General features: G+C 51.7%; 15 protein-coding genes and 1 rRNA gene. 3 read left to right on the forward strand and 13 right to left on the reverse strand.

What is annotated here, in order from left to right:
* The 5 genes from BG55_RS14235 to pepQ all read right to left on the reverse strand — a co-directional run.
* Positions 1–186: ribosomal RNA gene (locus BG55_RS14235) — 16S ribosomal RNA — on the reverse strand; the annotation flags it as partial.
* A 398-nt stretch (positions 187–584) separates the two neighbouring features.
* On the reverse strand, positions 585–1,121 hold the full coding sequence (gene hemG / locus BG55_RS14240; protein ID WP_034938783.1) for a menaquinone-dependent protoporphyrinogen IX dehydrogenase: 537 nt from the start codon (positions 1,119–1,121) through the stop codon (positions 585–587).
* 18 nt (positions 1,122–1,139) lie between these two features.
* On the reverse strand, positions 1,140–2,591 hold the full coding sequence (trkH, locus tag BG55_RS14245; RefSeq protein ID WP_034938786.1) for a Trk system potassium transporter TrkH: 1,452 nt from the start codon (positions 2,589–2,591) through the stop codon (positions 1,140–1,142).
* A gap of 30 nt (positions 2,592–2,621) precedes the next feature.
* The gene (locus BG55_RS14250) at positions 2,622–3,233 is read right to left on the reverse strand and encodes an IMPACT family protein (RefSeq protein ID WP_034938789.1); all 612 of its coding nucleotides are present in this window, start codon (positions 3,231–3,233) and stop codon (positions 2,622–2,624) included.
* A complete protein-coding gene (gene pepQ, locus BG55_RS14255) occupies positions 3,233–4,564 on the reverse strand; it encodes a Xaa-Pro dipeptidase (RefSeq protein WP_034938791.1) in 1,332 nt (443 codons plus the stop codon). The genes BG55_RS14250 and pepQ overlap by 1 nt, the downstream gene beginning before the upstream one ends.
* A gap of 177 nt (positions 4,565–4,741) precedes the next feature.
* Here pepQ and fadB point away from each other — a divergent pair, with 177 nt between their 5' ends.
* Both fadB and fadA read left to right on the forward strand, forming a co-directional pair.
* The gene (fadB, locus tag BG55_RS14260; protein ID WP_034938793.1) at positions 4,742–6,925 is read left to right on the forward strand and encodes a fatty acid oxidation complex subunit alpha FadB; all 2,184 of its coding nucleotides are present in this window, start codon (positions 4,742–4,744) and stop codon (positions 6,923–6,925) included.
* 10 nt (positions 6,926–6,935) lie between these two features.
* Entirely contained in the window at positions 6,936–8,099 is a 1,164-nt protein-coding gene (gene fadA / locus BG55_RS14265) for an acetyl-CoA C-acyltransferase FadA (protein ID WP_034938796.1), read from the forward strand.
* A 91-nt stretch (positions 8,100–8,190) separates the two neighbouring features.
* Here the strand turns inward: fadA and fre are convergent, their stop codons facing one another.
* Together fre and ubiD are read right to left on the reverse strand one after the other, a co-directional pair.
* Positions 8,191–8,892 carry an NAD(P)H-flavin reductase gene (gene fre / locus BG55_RS14270; RefSeq protein WP_034938798.1) on the reverse strand — a complete coding sequence of 234 codons (702 nt, stop codon included), beginning with the start codon at positions 8,890–8,892 and terminating at the stop codon, positions 8,191–8,193.
* Between the two features lie 25 nt (positions 8,893–8,917).
* On the reverse strand, positions 8,918–10,420 hold the full coding sequence (ubiD, locus tag BG55_RS14275) for a 4-hydroxy-3-polyprenylbenzoate decarboxylase (protein WP_034938801.1): 1,503 nt from the start codon (positions 10,418–10,420) through the stop codon (positions 8,918–8,920).
* A 278-nt stretch (positions 10,421–10,698) separates the two neighbouring features.
* Here ubiD and rfaH point away from each other — a divergent pair, with 278 nt between their 5' ends.
* Entirely contained in the window at positions 10,699–11,187 is a 489-nt protein-coding gene (gene rfaH / locus BG55_RS14280; RefSeq protein WP_034938803.1) for a transcription/translation regulatory transformer protein RfaH, read from the forward strand.
* Positions 11,188–11,211: 24 nt separating this feature from the next.
* Here rfaH and tatD read toward each other — a convergent pair whose 3' ends face one another.
* The 6 genes from tatD to ubiJ all read right to left on the reverse strand — a co-directional run bounded on the left by tatD (position 11,212) and on the right by ubiJ (position 16,123).
* The gene (gene tatD / locus BG55_RS14285) at positions 11,212–12,006 is read right to left on the reverse strand and encodes a 3'-5' ssDNA/RNA exonuclease TatD (protein ID WP_034938806.1); all 795 of its coding nucleotides are present in this window, start codon (positions 12,004–12,006) and stop codon (positions 11,212–11,214) included.
* Positions 12,007–12,083: 77 nt separating this feature from the next.
* The gene (tatC, locus tag BG55_RS14290; protein WP_034938809.1) at positions 12,084–12,842 is read right to left on the reverse strand and encodes a Sec-independent protein translocase subunit TatC; all 759 of its coding nucleotides are present in this window, start codon (positions 12,840–12,842) and stop codon (positions 12,084–12,086) included.
* 2 nt (positions 12,843–12,844) lie between these two features.
* Positions 12,845–13,519 carry a Sec-independent protein translocase protein TatB gene (gene tatB, locus BG55_RS14295; RefSeq protein WP_034938812.1) on the reverse strand — a complete coding sequence of 225 codons (675 nt, stop codon included), beginning with the start codon at positions 13,517–13,519 and terminating at the stop codon, positions 12,845–12,847.
* Positions 13,520–13,522: 3 nt separating this feature from the next.
* A complete protein-coding gene (tatE, locus tag BG55_RS14300; protein ID WP_034938814.1) occupies positions 13,523–13,768 on the reverse strand; it encodes a twin-arginine translocase subunit TatE in 246 nt (81 codons plus the stop codon).
* Positions 13,769–13,883: 115 nt separating this feature from the next.
* The gene (gene ubiB / locus BG55_RS14305) at positions 13,884–15,521 is read right to left on the reverse strand and encodes a ubiquinone biosynthesis regulatory protein kinase UbiB (RefSeq protein ID WP_034938817.1); all 1,638 of its coding nucleotides are present in this window, start codon (positions 15,519–15,521) and stop codon (positions 13,884–13,886) included.
* Positions 15,518–16,123 (reverse strand): ubiquinone biosynthesis protein UbiJ, encoded by a 606-nt coding sequence (gene ubiJ, locus BG55_RS14310; protein WP_034938819.1) that lies wholly within the window; start codon positions 16,121–16,123, stop codon positions 15,518–15,520. The genes ubiB and ubiJ overlap by 4 nt, the downstream gene beginning before the upstream one ends.
* Positions 16,124–16,133 lie beyond the last annotated feature (10 nt).

Genomic DNA, 16,133 nt, shown 5'->3' on the forward strand with positions numbered 1-16,133 from the left:
GACGTTATGCGGTATTAGCTACCGTTTCCAGTAGTTATCCCCCTCCATCGGGCAGTTTCCCAGACATTACTCACCCGTCCGCCACTCGTCACCCAAGGAGCAAGCTCCTCTGTGCTACCGTTCGACTTGCATGTGTTAGGCCTGCCGCCAGCGTTCAATCTGAGCCATGATCAAACTCTTCAATTAAAAGTCTGATTTGCTTCAACTCGTGAAGCGGTGCTCAGGAAAAACCGTAATGAATTACGTGTTCACTCTGAGGCTTGATATTTTTTGCATCCGGAGATGCGGATATCAATCCTGTGAGTGCCCACACAGATTGTCTGATAAATTGTTAAAGAGCGGTGCAACCGGCAGCGCTGCTGCTGTTGCGAGGTGGCGTATATTACGCTCTCCTCCTTCAGAGTCAACTTCTTTTTTAAGAGGTTTTCTCCGGCGGCTCAGCGTTGCTGAACCTCCTGACCCGCTGGCTTCTCAGCCGCTGTTCCGTGTCAGTGGTGGCGCATTATAGGGAGTTTTCAGGGCCTGACAAGGCTTTATTACAAATAAATGACCGACAGCGTCATTTTTCATCAAAACGCGTTTTTTTACTGCACTTTGCATGATATTGCAGCGAATTCATGGGCAAAGCGCCCAACCTGATCCCAGTCGGTGTAGTCCACTTCTTTAGTCGTATCCGTTTCTCCGCCGGTAAGGCGCATAATCATCTGGATCATCACACGGTCAAAAAAACCATAACGTGGGTAACGTAATGCCCCTGCGAACACCGTGCAACAGTCAGGCTGCCACGGCGATTGCAGCAGAAACTTACGTGTGTAAGCATTGGTTTGTGGTGTCCGTTTTTCAGGTTTACGCGCAGTCAAATTCACGGAGAAGAAGCCAGAAGGACGCTGACGCAATTCAGCCAGATGCAATTTTATGAACGCCATTAATTCAGAATGAAAATGACCATAACGAATTGAAGCTCCGATCAACACGCGATCGTATTTACTCCACTCGATATTACCGGCATGCAAAATGTTAAAGACATCGCACTCCAGCTTCTCTTTAAGCTGATTAGCAATATAAGAAGCAATCTCACGCGTCTGGCCATCACGGCTGGAATACAGAATTAACGCTTTCATATAAGCACTCAATGTAAGTTATTCGCGCCAGAATGTCGGCGTGAACAGGACTAACAGCGTAAAGACTTCCAGACGACCAAAAAGCATCGTCAGAATCAAAATCCATTTCGCCGTATCGTTCATGGTAGTGAAATTATCCGCTACCACCCCTAACCCTGGTCCCAGATTGTTAAGCGTTGCGGCAACGGCCGCAAAGGCCGAAAAATCATCCACACCCGTGGCAATGATAGCCAGCATACTTAACAAGAACACCAACGCATAGGCTGAGAAGAATCCCCACACCGCTTCAAGGATCCTTTCGGGTAAGGCTCGCTGTCCCAGCTTAATGGTATAAACCGCATTGGGATGGACCAGACGCTTCAGTTCACGGTTCCCCTGTTTGAACAATAACAGGATACGGATAACCTTTAACCCCCCCCCTGTGGAACCCGCACAGCCTCCAATAAAAGCTGAGCAAAGCAGGAGGACTGGCAGAAATAGCGGCCAGCGCGCAATGCTGTCGGTGGTAAAACCAGCCGTTGTCGCCATTGAGACAACCTGAAAGAAAGCCTGATTGATTGTTTGCATACCACTGCTGTAAACATTGTGAAACCACAGCACGACGGTACAGATGACGACCAGCGTAAACTGTACGCCAATAAACATGCGAAATTCCGGGTCACGCCAGTAAACCCGCAGGTTTCTACCGCTAAGTAACGAAAAGTGGAGGCCATAATTACAACCAGAGATCAACAGAAAGACGGCGATAATAGTGTTAATAGTGGGGCTGTTGAAATAGCCGATACTGGCATCATGGGTGGAAACCCCCCCAATCGCAATCGTTGAGAAGCTGTGTCCAATGGCATCAAACAAGGGCATCCCGGCCAGCCACAGGGCGAGTGCGCAGACAACGGTCAGTAATACATAAATCAGCCAGAGCGTTTTAGCCGTTTCCGCAATACGCGGGCGCATTTTGTTATCCTTCAACGGCCCCGGCATTTCCGCCCGATAGAGTTGCATTCCCCCCACCCCAAGGATCGGCAGGATAGCAACGGCCAGCACAATAATTCCCATGCCACCGAGCCACTGCAACATTTGCCGATAAAACAAAATCGCTTTAGGCAATGAATCCAGTCCCACTAACGTAGTGGCACCGGTGGTCGTCAGCCCGGAAAAGGATTCAAAAAAAGCATCGGTGAACGTCAGGTTCGGATGCTCGGCAAAAATGAATGGCATTGCCCCCACGCTGCCCAGCACTGTCCAGAATAGCACCACGATCAAAAAGCCTTCCCGCGGTTTCAGATCACGCTTCTGATTGCGATTTGGCCACCACAATAAAGAACCGATCAGCAGCGCCATGAAAAAAGTCTGAGTAAAGGCTCGCCCGGCACCGTCACGGTAGATTAATGCCACCAGTCCGGGAACGATCATCGTTCCCGAAAACAGAATGACCAGTAAACCCACAATGCGGGTAATAGCACGAAAATGCATGCAGCCGTTCCTTTCCTGACAATTAAAGTGTTATTTAAGCGGGACCAGATGGAGAGCCCCTCTGCTGAAATCGGTAAGATTTTGCGTAAATCCGGCAACCGAGGCATGAGGTAAGGCCAGCGTAAGCGAAACGCATTGCAGAAATTCGCTGTGCTGCAACTGGCCGTGGAACCGGCCAACCATTCTTTCTATCTCTGACAATTGAGCGTAGTCGCAGCACAGTGTAAAGGTCAGCATCGGCACTTTTTGCAAACGAGGCAGCGCTTTCAGCGCCTGCTGCACTCCCCCGCCATAAGCTTTTACCAGGCCGCCGGTGCCCAACTGAATACCCCCGTAGTAACGAACCACCACGGCAGTGATTTCGCCGATATGATTTCCCATCAACTGGGCCAGCATGGGTTTTCCAGCTGTGCCAGAGGGCTCGCCATCATCGGAGAAGCCCAGTTGCTGAGAGTCCGCAGGTGAACCTGCCACCCATGCCCAACAGTGATGGCGCGCAGCAGGATGATCACTTTTAACCTGCTGCACAAAGGCACGCGCTGACTCCACGCCTTCAGTGTGGGCTAACAGCGTAATAAAACGGCTTTTTTTGATTTCCTCACTAAAACTGAACAGCTCTGCGGGGATGTCATAAGCGTCCATCAGTCCAGCTTCAAATCCCGCGTCATGTTTTCCACACCGTGCTGATGGATAACGACATTATCCTCGATACGAATACCGCCGTAAGGCTTCAACGCAGCGATACGTGTCCAGTCAAAGTGCTGGCTGAATTTTCCTTCACGCCACGGGGCAAGCAGTGAATCAATAAAATAGATTCCTGGTTCGATGGTCAGCACCATGCGAGGCTCCAACACCCGAGTACATCGCAGATAAGGATATTTTTGCGGCGCAGCGAGATGTGTGCCCTGATCGTCCTGCATGAAACCAGCCACATCATGCACCTGCAATCCCAGCGGATGGCCAACGCCATGCGGCATAAAGGGCCCGGTAATATCTTCTGCCACCAGCGCTTCTTCGCTCAGCCCTTTTACCAACTGATGCTTAAGCAGTAGCCTGGCAATCCGCTGATGCATTTGCTGATGGTAATCGGTGTAACGCACACCGGCTTTAAGTGTAGCGATCAACGCCAGCTCTTCTGCGTTCATGTCCCTGATTAGCTCGGCATACTCACTATCATTTTTAGCAGCATAAGTGCGTGTTAAATCTGCTGCGTAGCCATGATATTCAGCGCCGGCATCAATCAGGAAGCTGTGGGTTTCCTCGGGTGGCAGAGGGGAAAGTTTGGTGTAGTGCAGCACTGCCGCATGTTCGTTAAGCGCAATGATATTGCCATAGGGCACATCAATGTCACGATGTCCGGTGGCACTGAGGTAAGCATTGTTGATATCAAACTCGCTCAGGCCAGACAGAAACGCTTCTTTTGCCGCACGATGACCGATAACGGCACTCTTTTGCGCTTCACGCATACAATACAGCTCGTAATCGGTTTTGTATGAACGATGGTAGTGCAGGAAGTCGAGCAAGCCTTTGGGGTTGATCTGCCCGGCTTTAATACCCAGCTGAGTCGCGCGTTCAGCTACCGGACCAATGTAGGCCACATTCTCCCGCCGTGAGGGCAGAAGCCTGGCCGCCTCATCAGCATTTCTTAACGGGATGATGTCGATTTCATCCGTCCAGAAGCTTTGCGGCAACGGCTCGACATTATGCCAGTAGTCCACAGGCGACCAGAAATAGAGTTGAGGCTTACTGACACCATCTGTCCACAACCAGCAGTTTGGTACGGAAGTGACCGGAACCCACGCCTTAAACTGCGGATTCACTTTGAACGGGTAGGCATGATCATCAAGAAAAGCCGTCAGCAGCTCGCCGTAGTGGATCAATACAGCATCCAGTTGAAAGCGGGCCAGGGCCTGTCGCGCCCGCGCCTGTAGCGTTTCGATATGCTGCTGATACAGCGTGACCAACGATCCCATCACATGCCTCCATTAACACCAAACTGAGCGCATCTTATCACGGCGATGACGTTTTGCCGTACCTGTGATCTTGTTTGCAAATAAGCAAAGTCTTGTTTGCAAATAATTAACAATAATCCCACACTTTCGCTCATCTGGTACGACCAGATCCCCTAACCGTGGCCTCAGGAGATTATCATGCTTTACCAGAGCGAAACGCTTACTCTGAACTGGCTGGACCAGGGCATCGCTGAGCTGGTCTTCGATACCAGCGGCCCGGTCAATAAACTGGACACCCAAACTGTTGCCAGCCTGGGTGAAGCGATTTCCGTGCTCGAACAGCAATCAGAACTGAAAGGGCTACTGCTCAGCTCAGGTAAACCGGCTTTTATCGTCGGGGCTGATATCACGGAATTTCTCTCGCTGTTTGCTGCCCCGGCAGAAAAACTCACCCAATGGCTCAATTTTGCTAACGACATATTCAATCGCCTTGAGGATTTACCTGTCCCGACCCTTTCTGCCATCAACGGCTATGCCCTTGGCGGCGGGTGTGAATGTGTGCTGGCAACAGATTTTCGCATCGCAACAGCGGATGCACGGATAGGCCTGCCTGAAACCAAATTGGGGATTATGCCTGGCTTTGGCGGTTCGGTACGTTTACCTCGCTTGCTTGGTGCAGACAGTGCGCTGGAAATTATTGCGGGTGGGAAAGATGTGGATGCAGCAAAAGCGCTGGCAATCGGTCTGGTTGATGCCGTAGTCGCCGCTGACAAACTGCGCGATGCCGGTATGAAAATCCTGCTTGAGGCAGTTGAAGGCAAACAGGACTGGCGCGCCCGACGCCATCTTAAGCAACAACCGCTTAAACTGAGCAAAATCGAAGCCGCAATGAGTTTCAACGTTGCCAAAGGCATGGTTTTACAAACGGTGGGTAAACATTATCCGGCCCCTCTGATTGCGGTAAAAACGATTGAAGCCGCCGCACACCTTAATCGTAACGAAGCCCTGCGGCTGGAAACGCAGGCTTTTGTACCACTGGCACGCTCTGATGAGGCCAGAGCGCTGGTCGGCATTTTTCTCAACGATCAGTTGATAAAAGCCAAAGCAAAAAAAATGATCCGTGAGGTGGCAACACCACGGCAGGTCGCGGTATTGGGAGCCGGGATTATGGGTGGCGGCATTGCATATCAGTCAGCATGGAAAGGGGTGCCGGTGATAATGAAAGATATCAGGCCGGAGTCACTCACCCTGGGAATGAATGAGGCGGCTAAGCTGCTTAACAGGCAACTGGAGCGTGGCAAAATTGACGGCATGAAGCTGGCAGGCGTAATGAGCGCCATCCAGCCGACGCTCCACTATGCAGGCTTCGAGCAGGTGGATATGGTGGTGGAAGCCGTGGTGGAAAACCCCACGGTGAAAGCCGGGGTTCTGGCCGAAACCGAGGCCTGTTTGCGTCAGGATGCGATTCTCGCCTCCAACACCTCAACTATCCCCATCAACAGACTTGCCGGGGCGCTTCAACGCCCGGAAAATTTCTGCGGCATGCACTTCTTTAACCCGGTACACCGTATGCCGCTGGTTGAAATCATTCGGGGCGAAAAAACCTCAGAGAGTACTCTGGCAAAGGTGGTGGCCTGGGCCAGTCAGATGGGAAAAACCCCCATTGTAGTCAATGACTGCCCCGGTTTTTTCGTCAACCGGGTGCTGTTTCCCTACTTTGCCGGCTTCAGTCTGCTACTGCGCGACGGTGCAGACTATCGTCAGGTGGATAAAGTGATGGAAAAACAGTTTGGCTGGCCGATGGGGCCCGCCTGGCTGTTGGACGTGGTGGGCATTGATACCGCTCACCATGCACAAAGGGTTATGGAGGAAGGTTTTCCGGAAAGAATGAAAAAAACCTGTCGTGATGCGATTGACGTACTCTTTGCCGCCGGACGCTACGGACAAAAAAATCAGCTTGGCTTTTATCGGTGGGAAACGGACAAAGGTAAGCCAAAAAAAGTGGCCGATTCAGCTACAGACGATCTGCTACGCACTGTCTGTCAGCCATCCAGAGTGTTCAGTGATGATGAAATCATCGCCCGCATGATGATCCCGATGGTCAACGAAGTCATTCGTTGCCTTGAAGAAAAGATTATTGCCTCGCCTGCCGAAGCCGATATGGCACTGGTTTACGGACTGGGTTTTCCACCTTTCCGGGGGGGCGTATTCCGCTACCTCGATACGCTGGGCAACGCCAGCTTCCTGCGCCTGGCAGAATCTTACAGCCAGACGGGCACACTTTATCTTCCGCCCGTCAGCCTGCGGGATAAAGCGCAATGCAATGAAAGCTGGTATCCCCAGGCAACGCCGCATGGCGATGTCACGACTAAAACGGCGTGAGGGTAAAAGAATGGAAAAAGTGGTCATTATTGATGCAGTACGCACGCCGATGGGCCGTTCAAAAGGCGGAGCGTTCCGCCATGTCCGTGCCGAAGACCTCTCTGCTCATCTGATGCGCAGCCTGCTGAGCCGTAATCCTGCTCTGACAGCAGAAAAGCTGGACGACATCTGGTGGGGATGCGTGCAGCAGACGCTGGAACAGGGATTTAATATTGCCCGCAATGCCGCTCTGCTGGCAGAGATTCCGCATCATGTGCCAGCCACTACTGTTAACCGGCTTTGTGGCTCATCGATGCAGGCGTTGCATGATGCAGCAAGAGCCATCATGGTGGGCGATGCCAGTGCCTGCCTGGTCGGTGGCGTGGAGCATATGGGCCATGTTCCGATGAATCACGGCGTCGATTTTCATCCTGGCCTCAGCCGGACCGTTGCCAAAGCTGCCGGGATGATGGGCCTGACAGCTGAAATGCTGGCGAAAATGCACAATATCAGCCGTGAAATGCAGGATCAGTTCGCCGCCCGCTCACACCAGCGAGCCTGGGCAGCCACTCAGTCCGGCCATTTCGCCAGTGAAATTATTGCCACCAGCGGACACGATGTAGAGGGTGTACTCAGGCGTTATGATTTCGATGAAGTGATTCGCCCGGACACCACCGTCCAGGGACTGGCGGCGTTACGCCCTGCCTTTGATCCGCTGAATGGCACAGTGACCGCTGCCAGTTCATCAGCACTATCAGATGGTGCTGCCGCCATGCTGGTGATGAGTGAATCGCACGCCAGTAGGCTCGGCCTCAGGCCGCGAGCTTATATTCGCGCTATGGCGGTTGTCGGCTGCGATCCTTCCATCATGGGATATGGTCCGGTGCCAGCCTCAAAACTGGCATTGCAAAAAGCCGGATTGAGCGTCAGTGATATCGATATATTTGAACTGAACGAAGCCTTCGCGGCACAAACACTGCCCTGCATTAAGGACCTGGGGCTGATGGAAAAACTGGATGAGAAGGTGAATCTTAATGGTGGCGCGATTGCGCTGGGCCACCCACTGGGATGCTCGGGTGCACGGATCAGTACCACGTTACTGAATCTTTTAGAACAGCGCGACGCTCACTTTGGCCTGGCAACCATGTGTATTGGTCTGGGTCAGGGGATTGCCACTGTTTTTGAGAGAGTCTGAAAGGTTGTGCTGGAAGTCTGACTGCTATTTTTCCCGCCTGTCAGGGGCGGTTTTGTGATCGGGGGCAGAGTGCTTTCTGCCCCCTGGTCTTTCAGATAAAAGCGAAAGCATCGCTGTACATCTGATCGACTTTCGCGCCACGTTCTGCGCAAAAACGTTCACGGGCAATTTTTGCCATCTCGAAACGTCCGGCGAGATAAATATCGTGCTCGCTGAGGCTACCATAATCATTCATCACTGCCGTTAACACTGTACCGCTGCGGCCTTGCCAGTCTGGCTCAGGTTGTTCGACAACCGGAATAATTTTCAGGTTGGGATGTTTCACCGCCAGCGCATTCAGCTCCTCAAGATCATAAAGGTGCTTCAGTTCGCGACCGCCCCAGTACAGCGCAATATTACGATCCGGCTGCTGTGACAGCGCCGTTAACAGGATTGAACGCGCATACGAAAAGCCCGTCCCACCTGCGACCAGGATCAACGGACGGCTGCTTTCTTCCCTCAGCCAGGCATCACCATGGGGAATATCCACGGTAATGCTGCGCTGCTGCTGGATACGTTCCATTACCGCCATCGCGTAAAGATTAAGCTCTGAAGCACCAATATGCAGCTCAATGATATCCTTTTCCATTGGCGTGGAGGCCAGAGAAAACGGTCGTTTATCCCGCTCATCCATCACTACCATCAGGTACTGACCGGCCCGGAAACTGAAGTCAGCTTCCGGCACCATGCGCACCCGGTAAACAGTTTCGGTAATCGTCTCTACCGAGATCACTTTACAGCTTAACGTTGTCATGCGTTCTCTCTGTCGGGTCGAACATTTATTTGCCAGACGCCGTGTTGCGTCCGGACGAGTCACTGAATATACCTAATTGATCCCAGATTTCATCGATGCGCTTAGTCACGGCCGGATCTTTGCGGATTGGCCGTCCCCATTCGCGCTGAGTTTCACCCGGCCATTTGTTCGTGGCGTCCAGGCCCATCTTTGAACCCAGACCTGAAACCGGCGAAGCAAAATCTAGATAATCAATCGGCGTATTTTCAACCAGAACGGTATCTCTGGCCGGATCCATGCGGGTAGTTATTGCCCAAATCACGTCATTCCAGTCACGAGCATTTACATCATCATCGCAGACGATAACAAACTTGGTATACATAAACTGACGAAGAAAAGACCAGACGCCCATCATCACGCGTTTAGCGTGACCAGCATACTGCTTTTTCATCGTCACCACCGCCAGTCGATATGAGCAACCTTCCGGCGGCAGATAGAAATCAACAATTTCAGGAAACTGCTTTTGCAGTATCGGTACAAACACCTCATTTAACGCCACCCCCAGCACCGCAGGCTCATCCGGTGGACGGCCAGTATAGGTTGAATGATAGATGGCATCACGACGCTGAGTAATATGGGTCACGGTAAATACCGGGAAGTTATCCACCTCATTATAGTAACCTGTATGGTCACCATAGGGACCTTCCGCTGCCATTTCCCCCGCCTCAATATAGCCTTCCAGCACAATTTCGGCGCTGGCCGGAACTTCCAGATCGTTAGAGATGCACTTTACCACCTCGGTTTTAGTACCGCGCAGTAATCCGGCGAAAGCGTATTCTGACAGTGTGTCTGGCACTGGCGTAACCGCGCCAAGAATGGTTGCCGGGTCTGCCCCCAGCGCCACCGCAACCGGAAAACGTTCACCGGGACGTTGCTGGGACCACTCCTGAAAATCCAGCGCACCACCCCGATGCGATAACCAGCGCATAATCAGCTTGTTCTTGCCTGTCACCTGCTGGCGATAAATCCCAAGGTTTTGCCGTTCTTTATGCGGCCCCCTGGTCACCGTCAGTCCCCAGGTAATCAGGGGTGCCGCATCTTCAGGCCAGCACTTCATCACCGGAATTCGGGACAAATCAACCTCATCCCCCTGCCAGATTTGCTGTTGACACGGCGCATCCCGCAGACGTTTGGTAGGCATATTTAATACCTGTTTCCACTGCGGCATTTTATCGAAAAAATCACGGAATCCACGCGGCGGTTCAGGCTCTTTCAAAAAGGCCAGCAGCCTGCCCACATCGCGAAGCGCGCTAACCTCTTCCTGTCCCATACCCAGAGCAACCCGCTGCGGCGTACCAAACAGGTTACAAAGCACAGGCATAGAGTGGCCTTTGGGGTTTTCGAATAACAGCGCAGGACCACCAGCTCGCAGAGTGCGGTCGGCAATCTCCGTCATCTCAAGATCGGTATCGATCTCCATGGTGATACGTTTTAATTCTCCGCGCTGTTCCAACAGAGAAATAAAGTCGCGTAAGTCGTGGTATTTCATGACTTCTCATCAATACGGTCAGTGAATCGGCCATTATAAGGAGGATTGTCACAGGATGCTTAATTTTTCGCTGCATCATGGGCCGGAATGCAGTCATTTTGCCAGAAAAAGTTACAATTGATACCAATAACTCTCCCGGCAAACAGAGCAAACTGCCTGTAGAGCATTCTGGTTCTGCTGTTGAAGTAAGCCTGAGTACCGCGTCTGACAGGGATGCCGCTATAACTCTTGTATCAATTTTGTTATTCTTACTGCCCCTGAAATTGTAAAGTGACGTTATGGAATCCTGGTACTTACTTTATTGCAAACGTGGTCAGTTGCTTCGCGCCAAAGAACACCTTGAACGCCAGGCAGTGCATTGTCTCAGCCCAATGATTGCGATAGAGAAACTGGTCCGGGGAAAACGCACCCAGGTGAGTGAACCCCTGTTCCCCAACTATCTGTTTATTGAGTTCGATCCCGAAGCCATTCACACCACCACGATCAGTGCAACCAGAGGCGTGAGTCATTTTGTACGCTTTGGCAACCTGCCAGCCACTGTACCAGAGGATGTCATTGCCGCTTTACAGACGGAAAGAACCGAAACGCTGGACGATCCGGACCTTCCACAGCCCGGCGATCAGGTCGTCATTACGGCGGGAGCTTTTGAAGGGCTGAAAGCCATTTTCACTGAACCTGACGGTGAAGCACGCTCAATGCTGTTGCTGAAGCTGCTTAACAAACAGATAGTACGTAGTCTGGACAACAAACAGTTCCAGAAAATCTGAAAGATTCCCCACCGCCATTGATGCTTAAGCAGGCTGCTCACCCAGCCTGAACAGCATCCTGGCATTACTCTCGCTCTGCCGTCCAAGGTCTGATGCCTCTTCTCCCCGTAATGCTGCAACCTGCCCGACAATATGCGGCAGAAAACAGGGTTCATTACGTCGGGAAGGAGGACGGGGACGCAGATCACGCGGTATAAGATAGGGCGCATCGGTTTCCAACAGCAACCGGTTCGCCGGGATCAAATGCACCAGCTCACGCAGTTCCTGCCCGCGACGTTCATCGCATACCCAGCCGGTGATCCCAATGGATAAACCTGCTGCCAGACAAGCTTCGAGCTCGGTTTTTGTGCCAGTAAAACAGTGGACAACCGCGCCGCTGAGTTCAGGTAGCCAGGGGGTGAGAATAGCCATAAAGCGTTCATGAGCTTCACGGCAATGGAGAAATACGGGCAAACTCAGTTCGGCAGCCAGCTCCAGCTGCGCGTTAAAGGCGTAAGCCTGCTGATCGGGATCGGAAACATTACGGTTGAAATCCAGGCCACATTCACCGATTGCCACAACCTGCGGGCTTTCAGCCAGGCGTTTTAGCGTCGCCGCTGTTTCGGCCGACCATTCACTGGCATGGTGAGGATGTACTCCCGCAGTCGACCAGCAATACCCCGGACTACGGGCAGCCAGGCTTTGTGCCTGCTGACTCTCCAGTGCATTAGTACCGGTGATCAATAAGCCGGTCACGCCAGCCTCTTTTGCACGTTTAACGACCCTGTCGCGATCTTTCGCAAACTGCGTGCTGGTCAGGTTAACCCCTATATCAAACATAACGTGTTCCAGACGGTAACCGCCCTTTCGGGCGGTTAATTCACTTCAACTGAACGCAAAGCGCATTTCACGCGTAGCTATTCTGTTCCGGATTCTTCCTTTTCATCATTTTCGCGCCCCTTGCCCACATAAAAACGGGAGAAAAACACCCCCACTTCAAACAGGCAGTACATCGGAATGGCCAGCAGCGTTTGGGAGAAAACATCCGGAGGCGTCAGCAACATACCTACAACGAAAGCCCCAACCAGAACGTAAGGACGCTTCTTTTTCAGCTCTTCAGGACCGGTTACCCCTGTCCAGCACAGCAGCACAATCGCCACCGGAACTTCAAAAGAAACACCAAACGCCATAAACAAGGTCATAACAAAATCGAGATATTTGTTAATGTCAGTGGCGATCTGGACACCCTGTGGAGCCGTTTTGGCAAAAAAGCCAAAGGCCAGGGGGAAAACAACAAAGTAGGCGAAGGCCATCCCCAGATAGAATAGGAAAGAACTGGAAAACAGTAATGGCATCACCAGCCGACGCTCATGACGGTACAGGGCAGGTGCGACAAATGCCCAAATCTGATGAAGGATCACCGGCACCGCAAGGAATACCGAAACGATCATCGTCAATTTAACTGGCGTAAAGAACGGCGAGGCAACATCCGTTGCAATCATACTTGCCCCGGCGGGCATCTGACTGATTAGCGGTGCAGCGATCAGGTGATAAATATCGTTAGAAAAATAGGCAAGACAAAGAAATATCGCCACAACGGCGATAATACAGTTCAACAGCCGCTTACGGAGTTCAATCAGATGACTGATCAGCGGTTGGGTATCTTCAACAGCCATGTTTAACGTTGCTCTCCTGGTTGAGTGGTGGAAACAGGAGCACGGCTGGAAAGAATCGACGTTGTAGCACTCACTGTCGTCACCGGTTCAGTGTCACTGACCGCCGATGTCGTTTTAACCACCGGAGGGCTGGCAGCCTGAGAGACATGGACTACAGGCGCAGGCTCCTCTGTCAGAGGTTGAGAGGCCGATAGCTGATCGGACGGCTGAACAGCAGCAGAGGATAAACCAGCTTGTGGATGCTCAGAGGCTAAGGGGGCCTGAACGGGCGAACTGGCCTGATGATCGGCAGTGGCTGGTGTCGCGCCATCATGAGCATCCGCAGGATTTTTCACCAGTGGATTATGGATAGTATGTGCTTCATCATCGGCTTTTTCGTTTTCACCCAGATAAGAGCGCTTCATCGATGCAGCCGACTGCTTGAGTTCTTCCATCGAAGCCTTCAGTTCTGGCGTCAGACTGTTTTTACTGGCCTCTTCAACTTTCTTCAGGCTGTCCTGTAACTCCTGCAATTTAAGTTCCTGAGCCAGCTCATTCTGAACGTTAGCCGCCAGTGAGCGCATCGCGCGAATCCAACCCACTACGGTTCTGACCGCCACAGGCAGGCGCTGGGGTCCGAGAACGACAAGCCCGATAACGAACACCAATATCAGTTCACTAAAGCCTATATCGAACACGGTTTATACCTTGTCGTTTCTGGATTCTTCTTTCGACGCATCTGCGGGCTTCTGGTCAGCCAGCCTGGCATTGAAGTCCGCATCATTAGCATGATTTTTTTCTTTCTCATCGTCATCGCTCATCGCCTTTTTGAAGCCTTTGATCGAAGAACCGAGATCGGAACCCAGTGTCCGTAACTTATTTGTACCGAAAAGAAGAACAACAATTACCGCAATAATTAACAATTGCCAGATGCTGATACCGCCCATGTTTCACCTCTGATAATTCGTTGTAATGTCAGCGATACCTGTATGCTGTCGCGCTATCGCTGCCGATAAAAAAATCAAACGACCGTTTCTACTGACCATTCCCCGTAGACCACTTTCAGACAGTCTTTTGCCATCCCACCAGCCATGTTACCAGCCCTGCTGCGATCATCCCCGCAGAGATGAGGTCCCATTGTGGTCGGGTTAAAAGAATAGCCGTGCCGCTCAGTAACAGTGTCGCACCAACACCAAACAGATAGCGTGACTGATGCTGTCTGACGCGCTCCCCTTTCAGATCGCTGGCCAGTTTATCAACGCTGTGCTGCAAATGTTTGTGCTGACGGAGGCTGTCATAAAACAGCTCGGGTAGTTCAGGCAATTTTTCTGCCCAGAATGGTGCCTTTTCCTTTAATGCCCGCACAATGGCCGGAATACCGATCTGATCTTTGATCCAGTCCTCAAGGAATGGCTTTGCGGTTTTCCACAAATCAAGCTGCGGATACAACTGCCGCCCAACGCCTTCAACATACAGCAATGTTTTCTGAAGGAGAACCAACTGTGGCTGAACTTCCATATTAAAGCGACGCGCAGTGTTGAACAGGTTCAGCAATACGTGGCCGAAGGAGATTTCCGCAAGCGGTTTTTCGAAGATAGGCTCACACACCGTGCGGATAGCAAATTCAAAATCTTCGACATTGGTATCGGGTGGTACCCAACCGGAATCCACATGCAGTTCCGCCACTTTGCGATAGTCGCGGTTAAAGAAAGCGATGAAGTTCTCAGCAAGATAGCGTTTGTCGCCCTTATTCAGAGAACCAACAATGCCACAGTCAATGCCGATATACTGAGGATCTTCCGGATGTTCATAGCTGACAAAAATATTGCCGGGATGCATATCTGCATGAAAAAAACTGTCGCGAAACACCTGAGTGAAGAACACCTGAACGCCACGTTCTGCCAGCAGTTTCATGTTGACCCCATGCTGTTCAAGCTGCACCACATCATTAACGGGAATACCGTAGATGCGCTCCATCACCAGCATGGTTTCGCTGCAATAATCAGAAAAAATTTCCGGAATGTAGAGCATCTTGTTGTTATCAAAATTGCGACGCAGCTGGATAGCATTTGCCGCTTCACGTAACAGGTTCAGCTCATCAATCAGTGTTTTTTCATAATCGGCAACAACTTCCTGCGGGCGCAGACGACGGCCATCGGGTAAAAGTCTGGGAACCCAGCGCGCCATCCGTTTGATCAGCTTCATGTCCGCTTTAATCACCGGCAATATATCCGGACGAATCACCTTAATGACCACCTGTCTCCCATTTTCTTTCAGAGTGGCAGTGTGAACCTGGGCAATAGAAGCGGAAGCCAACGGGGTGATGACAAAGTCATCAAAAAACTTTTCCAGCGGACATCCAAGCGACAGTTCGATCTGTTGCCTGGCCTTTACACCATCGAATGGCGCAACACGATCCTGTAGCATAGCCAGCTGATCGGCAATGTGCGGCGGAAAAAGGTCACGCCGGGTCGACATCATCTGTCCAAACTTAATCCATACCGGACCCAGCTGTTCCAGCGCCAGCCGCAAACGCTCACCGAGCGGCTGTTTTTTGTGTCTGTTTGGCATCCAGAACAGACACTTGCGCCACAGCCTGACAGGTATAGTGAGCCGGGTTTTAGGGATCAGCTCATCAAGACCGTAGCTAAGAAAAACACGAATAATAAAATAGAGGCGCCGCAATTCTCCGAAGGTCATTTTCCCTCCAGTGCTTCAAGTCGACTTTGCAGGGCAGTCAGATGAGCGGCAGTCGCATCAACTTCTTCGGCAAACCAGGCCAGCTCAAGTCCGCCAGGCGCCATTCGCCACTCTTCGGTCAGTGCCTGGCTGATATACCCCTGCTTACGCGTAAGATTAAGGCGAAAGAGCTGCATCCCCTTGCGGGCAAACTGGCCGATTCCCTGGGCCGCAATATCGCCAATCCACGGAGCCAGATATTCAGCCGGCTCAAGTTCAGCAAGGTCAATCAGGGCAGAAAACTGCTGTACAACCTGCAAATCCCCTTCGACTTCCAGCTCGCCACTGCGCAGCATACTGGTTAACAGTTGACGATCCCGCAATTTGTGCAATGTGCTTAAACGGGTTTTCACCAGACAATCAGGCGCGTCGTGCCATTCGCCCATTACATCGAGCTGTTTTTCACCAAAGATTAAGATAACTGGCTGAGCCAGTTCAGCCAGCTCGATCGCCAGACTTTTACCTGTAAGCCGTTGACGCGCCGCTTTCAGGCCGCGATCACGGTATAAAACCCGGTTCAGTGCCGTTTCCAGCCCCGCAGTTAATAGCGGCGTCAAAGTCATGCGCTTTCCT

Source organism: Erwinia mallotivora, assembly GCF_000590885.1.
GTDB classification, from domain to species: Bacteria; Pseudomonadota; Gammaproteobacteria; order Enterobacterales; family Enterobacteriaceae; genus Erwinia; species Erwinia mallotivora.

What these genes read in the sequence shown, in the direction of transcription:
- tatC (WP_034938809.1), bottom strand. Translation starts at nt 12,842, where the DNA reads ATGGCTGTTGAAGATACCCAACCGCTGATCAGTCATCTGATTGAACTC.
- fadA (WP_034938796.1), top strand. Translation starts at nt 6,936, where the DNA reads ATGGAAAAAGTGGTCATTATTGATGCAGTACGCACGCCGATGGGCCGT.
- rfaH (WP_034938803.1), top strand. Translation starts at nt 10,699, where the DNA reads ATGGAATCCTGGTACTTACTTTATTGCAAACGTGGTCAGTTGCTTCGC.
- trkH (WP_034938786.1), bottom strand. Translation starts at nt 2,591, where the DNA reads ATGCATTTTCGTGCTATTACCCGCATTGTGGGTTTACTGGTCATTCTG.
- ubiJ (WP_034938819.1), bottom strand. Translation starts at nt 16,123, where the DNA reads ATGACTTTGACGCCGCTATTAACTGCGGGGCTGGAAACGGCACTGAAC.
- BG55_RS14250 (WP_034938789.1), bottom strand. Translation starts at nt 3,233, where the DNA reads ATGGACGCTTATGACATCCCCGCAGAGCTGTTCAGTTTTAGTGAGGAA.
- tatE (WP_034938814.1), bottom strand. Translation starts at nt 13,768, where the DNA reads ATGGGCGGTATCAGCATCTGGCAATTGTTAATTATTGCGGTAATTGTT.
- fadB (WP_034938793.1), top strand. Translation starts at nt 4,742, where the DNA reads ATGCTTTACCAGAGCGAAACGCTTACTCTGAACTGGCTGGACCAGGGC.
- hemG (WP_034938783.1), bottom strand. Translation starts at nt 1,121, where the DNA reads ATGAAAGCGTTAATTCTGTATTCCAGCCGTGATGGCCAGACGCGTGAG.
- fre (WP_034938798.1), bottom strand. Translation starts at nt 8,892, where the DNA reads ATGACAACGTTAAGCTGTAAAGTGATCTCGGTAGAGACGATTACCGAA.
- ubiD (WP_034938801.1), bottom strand. Translation starts at nt 10,420, where the DNA reads ATGAAATACCACGACTTACGCGACTTTATTTCTCTGTTGGAACAGCGC.
- tatD (WP_034938806.1), bottom strand. Translation starts at nt 12,006, where the DNA reads ATGTTTGATATAGGGGTTAACCTGACCAGCACGCAGTTTGCGAAAGAT.
- ubiB (WP_034938817.1), bottom strand. Translation starts at nt 15,521, where the DNA reads ATGACCTTCGGAGAATTGCGGCGCCTCTATTTTATTATTCGTGTTTTT.
- pepQ (WP_034938791.1), bottom strand. Translation starts at nt 4,564, where the DNA reads ATGGGATCGTTGGTCACGCTGTATCAGCAGCATATCGAAACGCTACAG.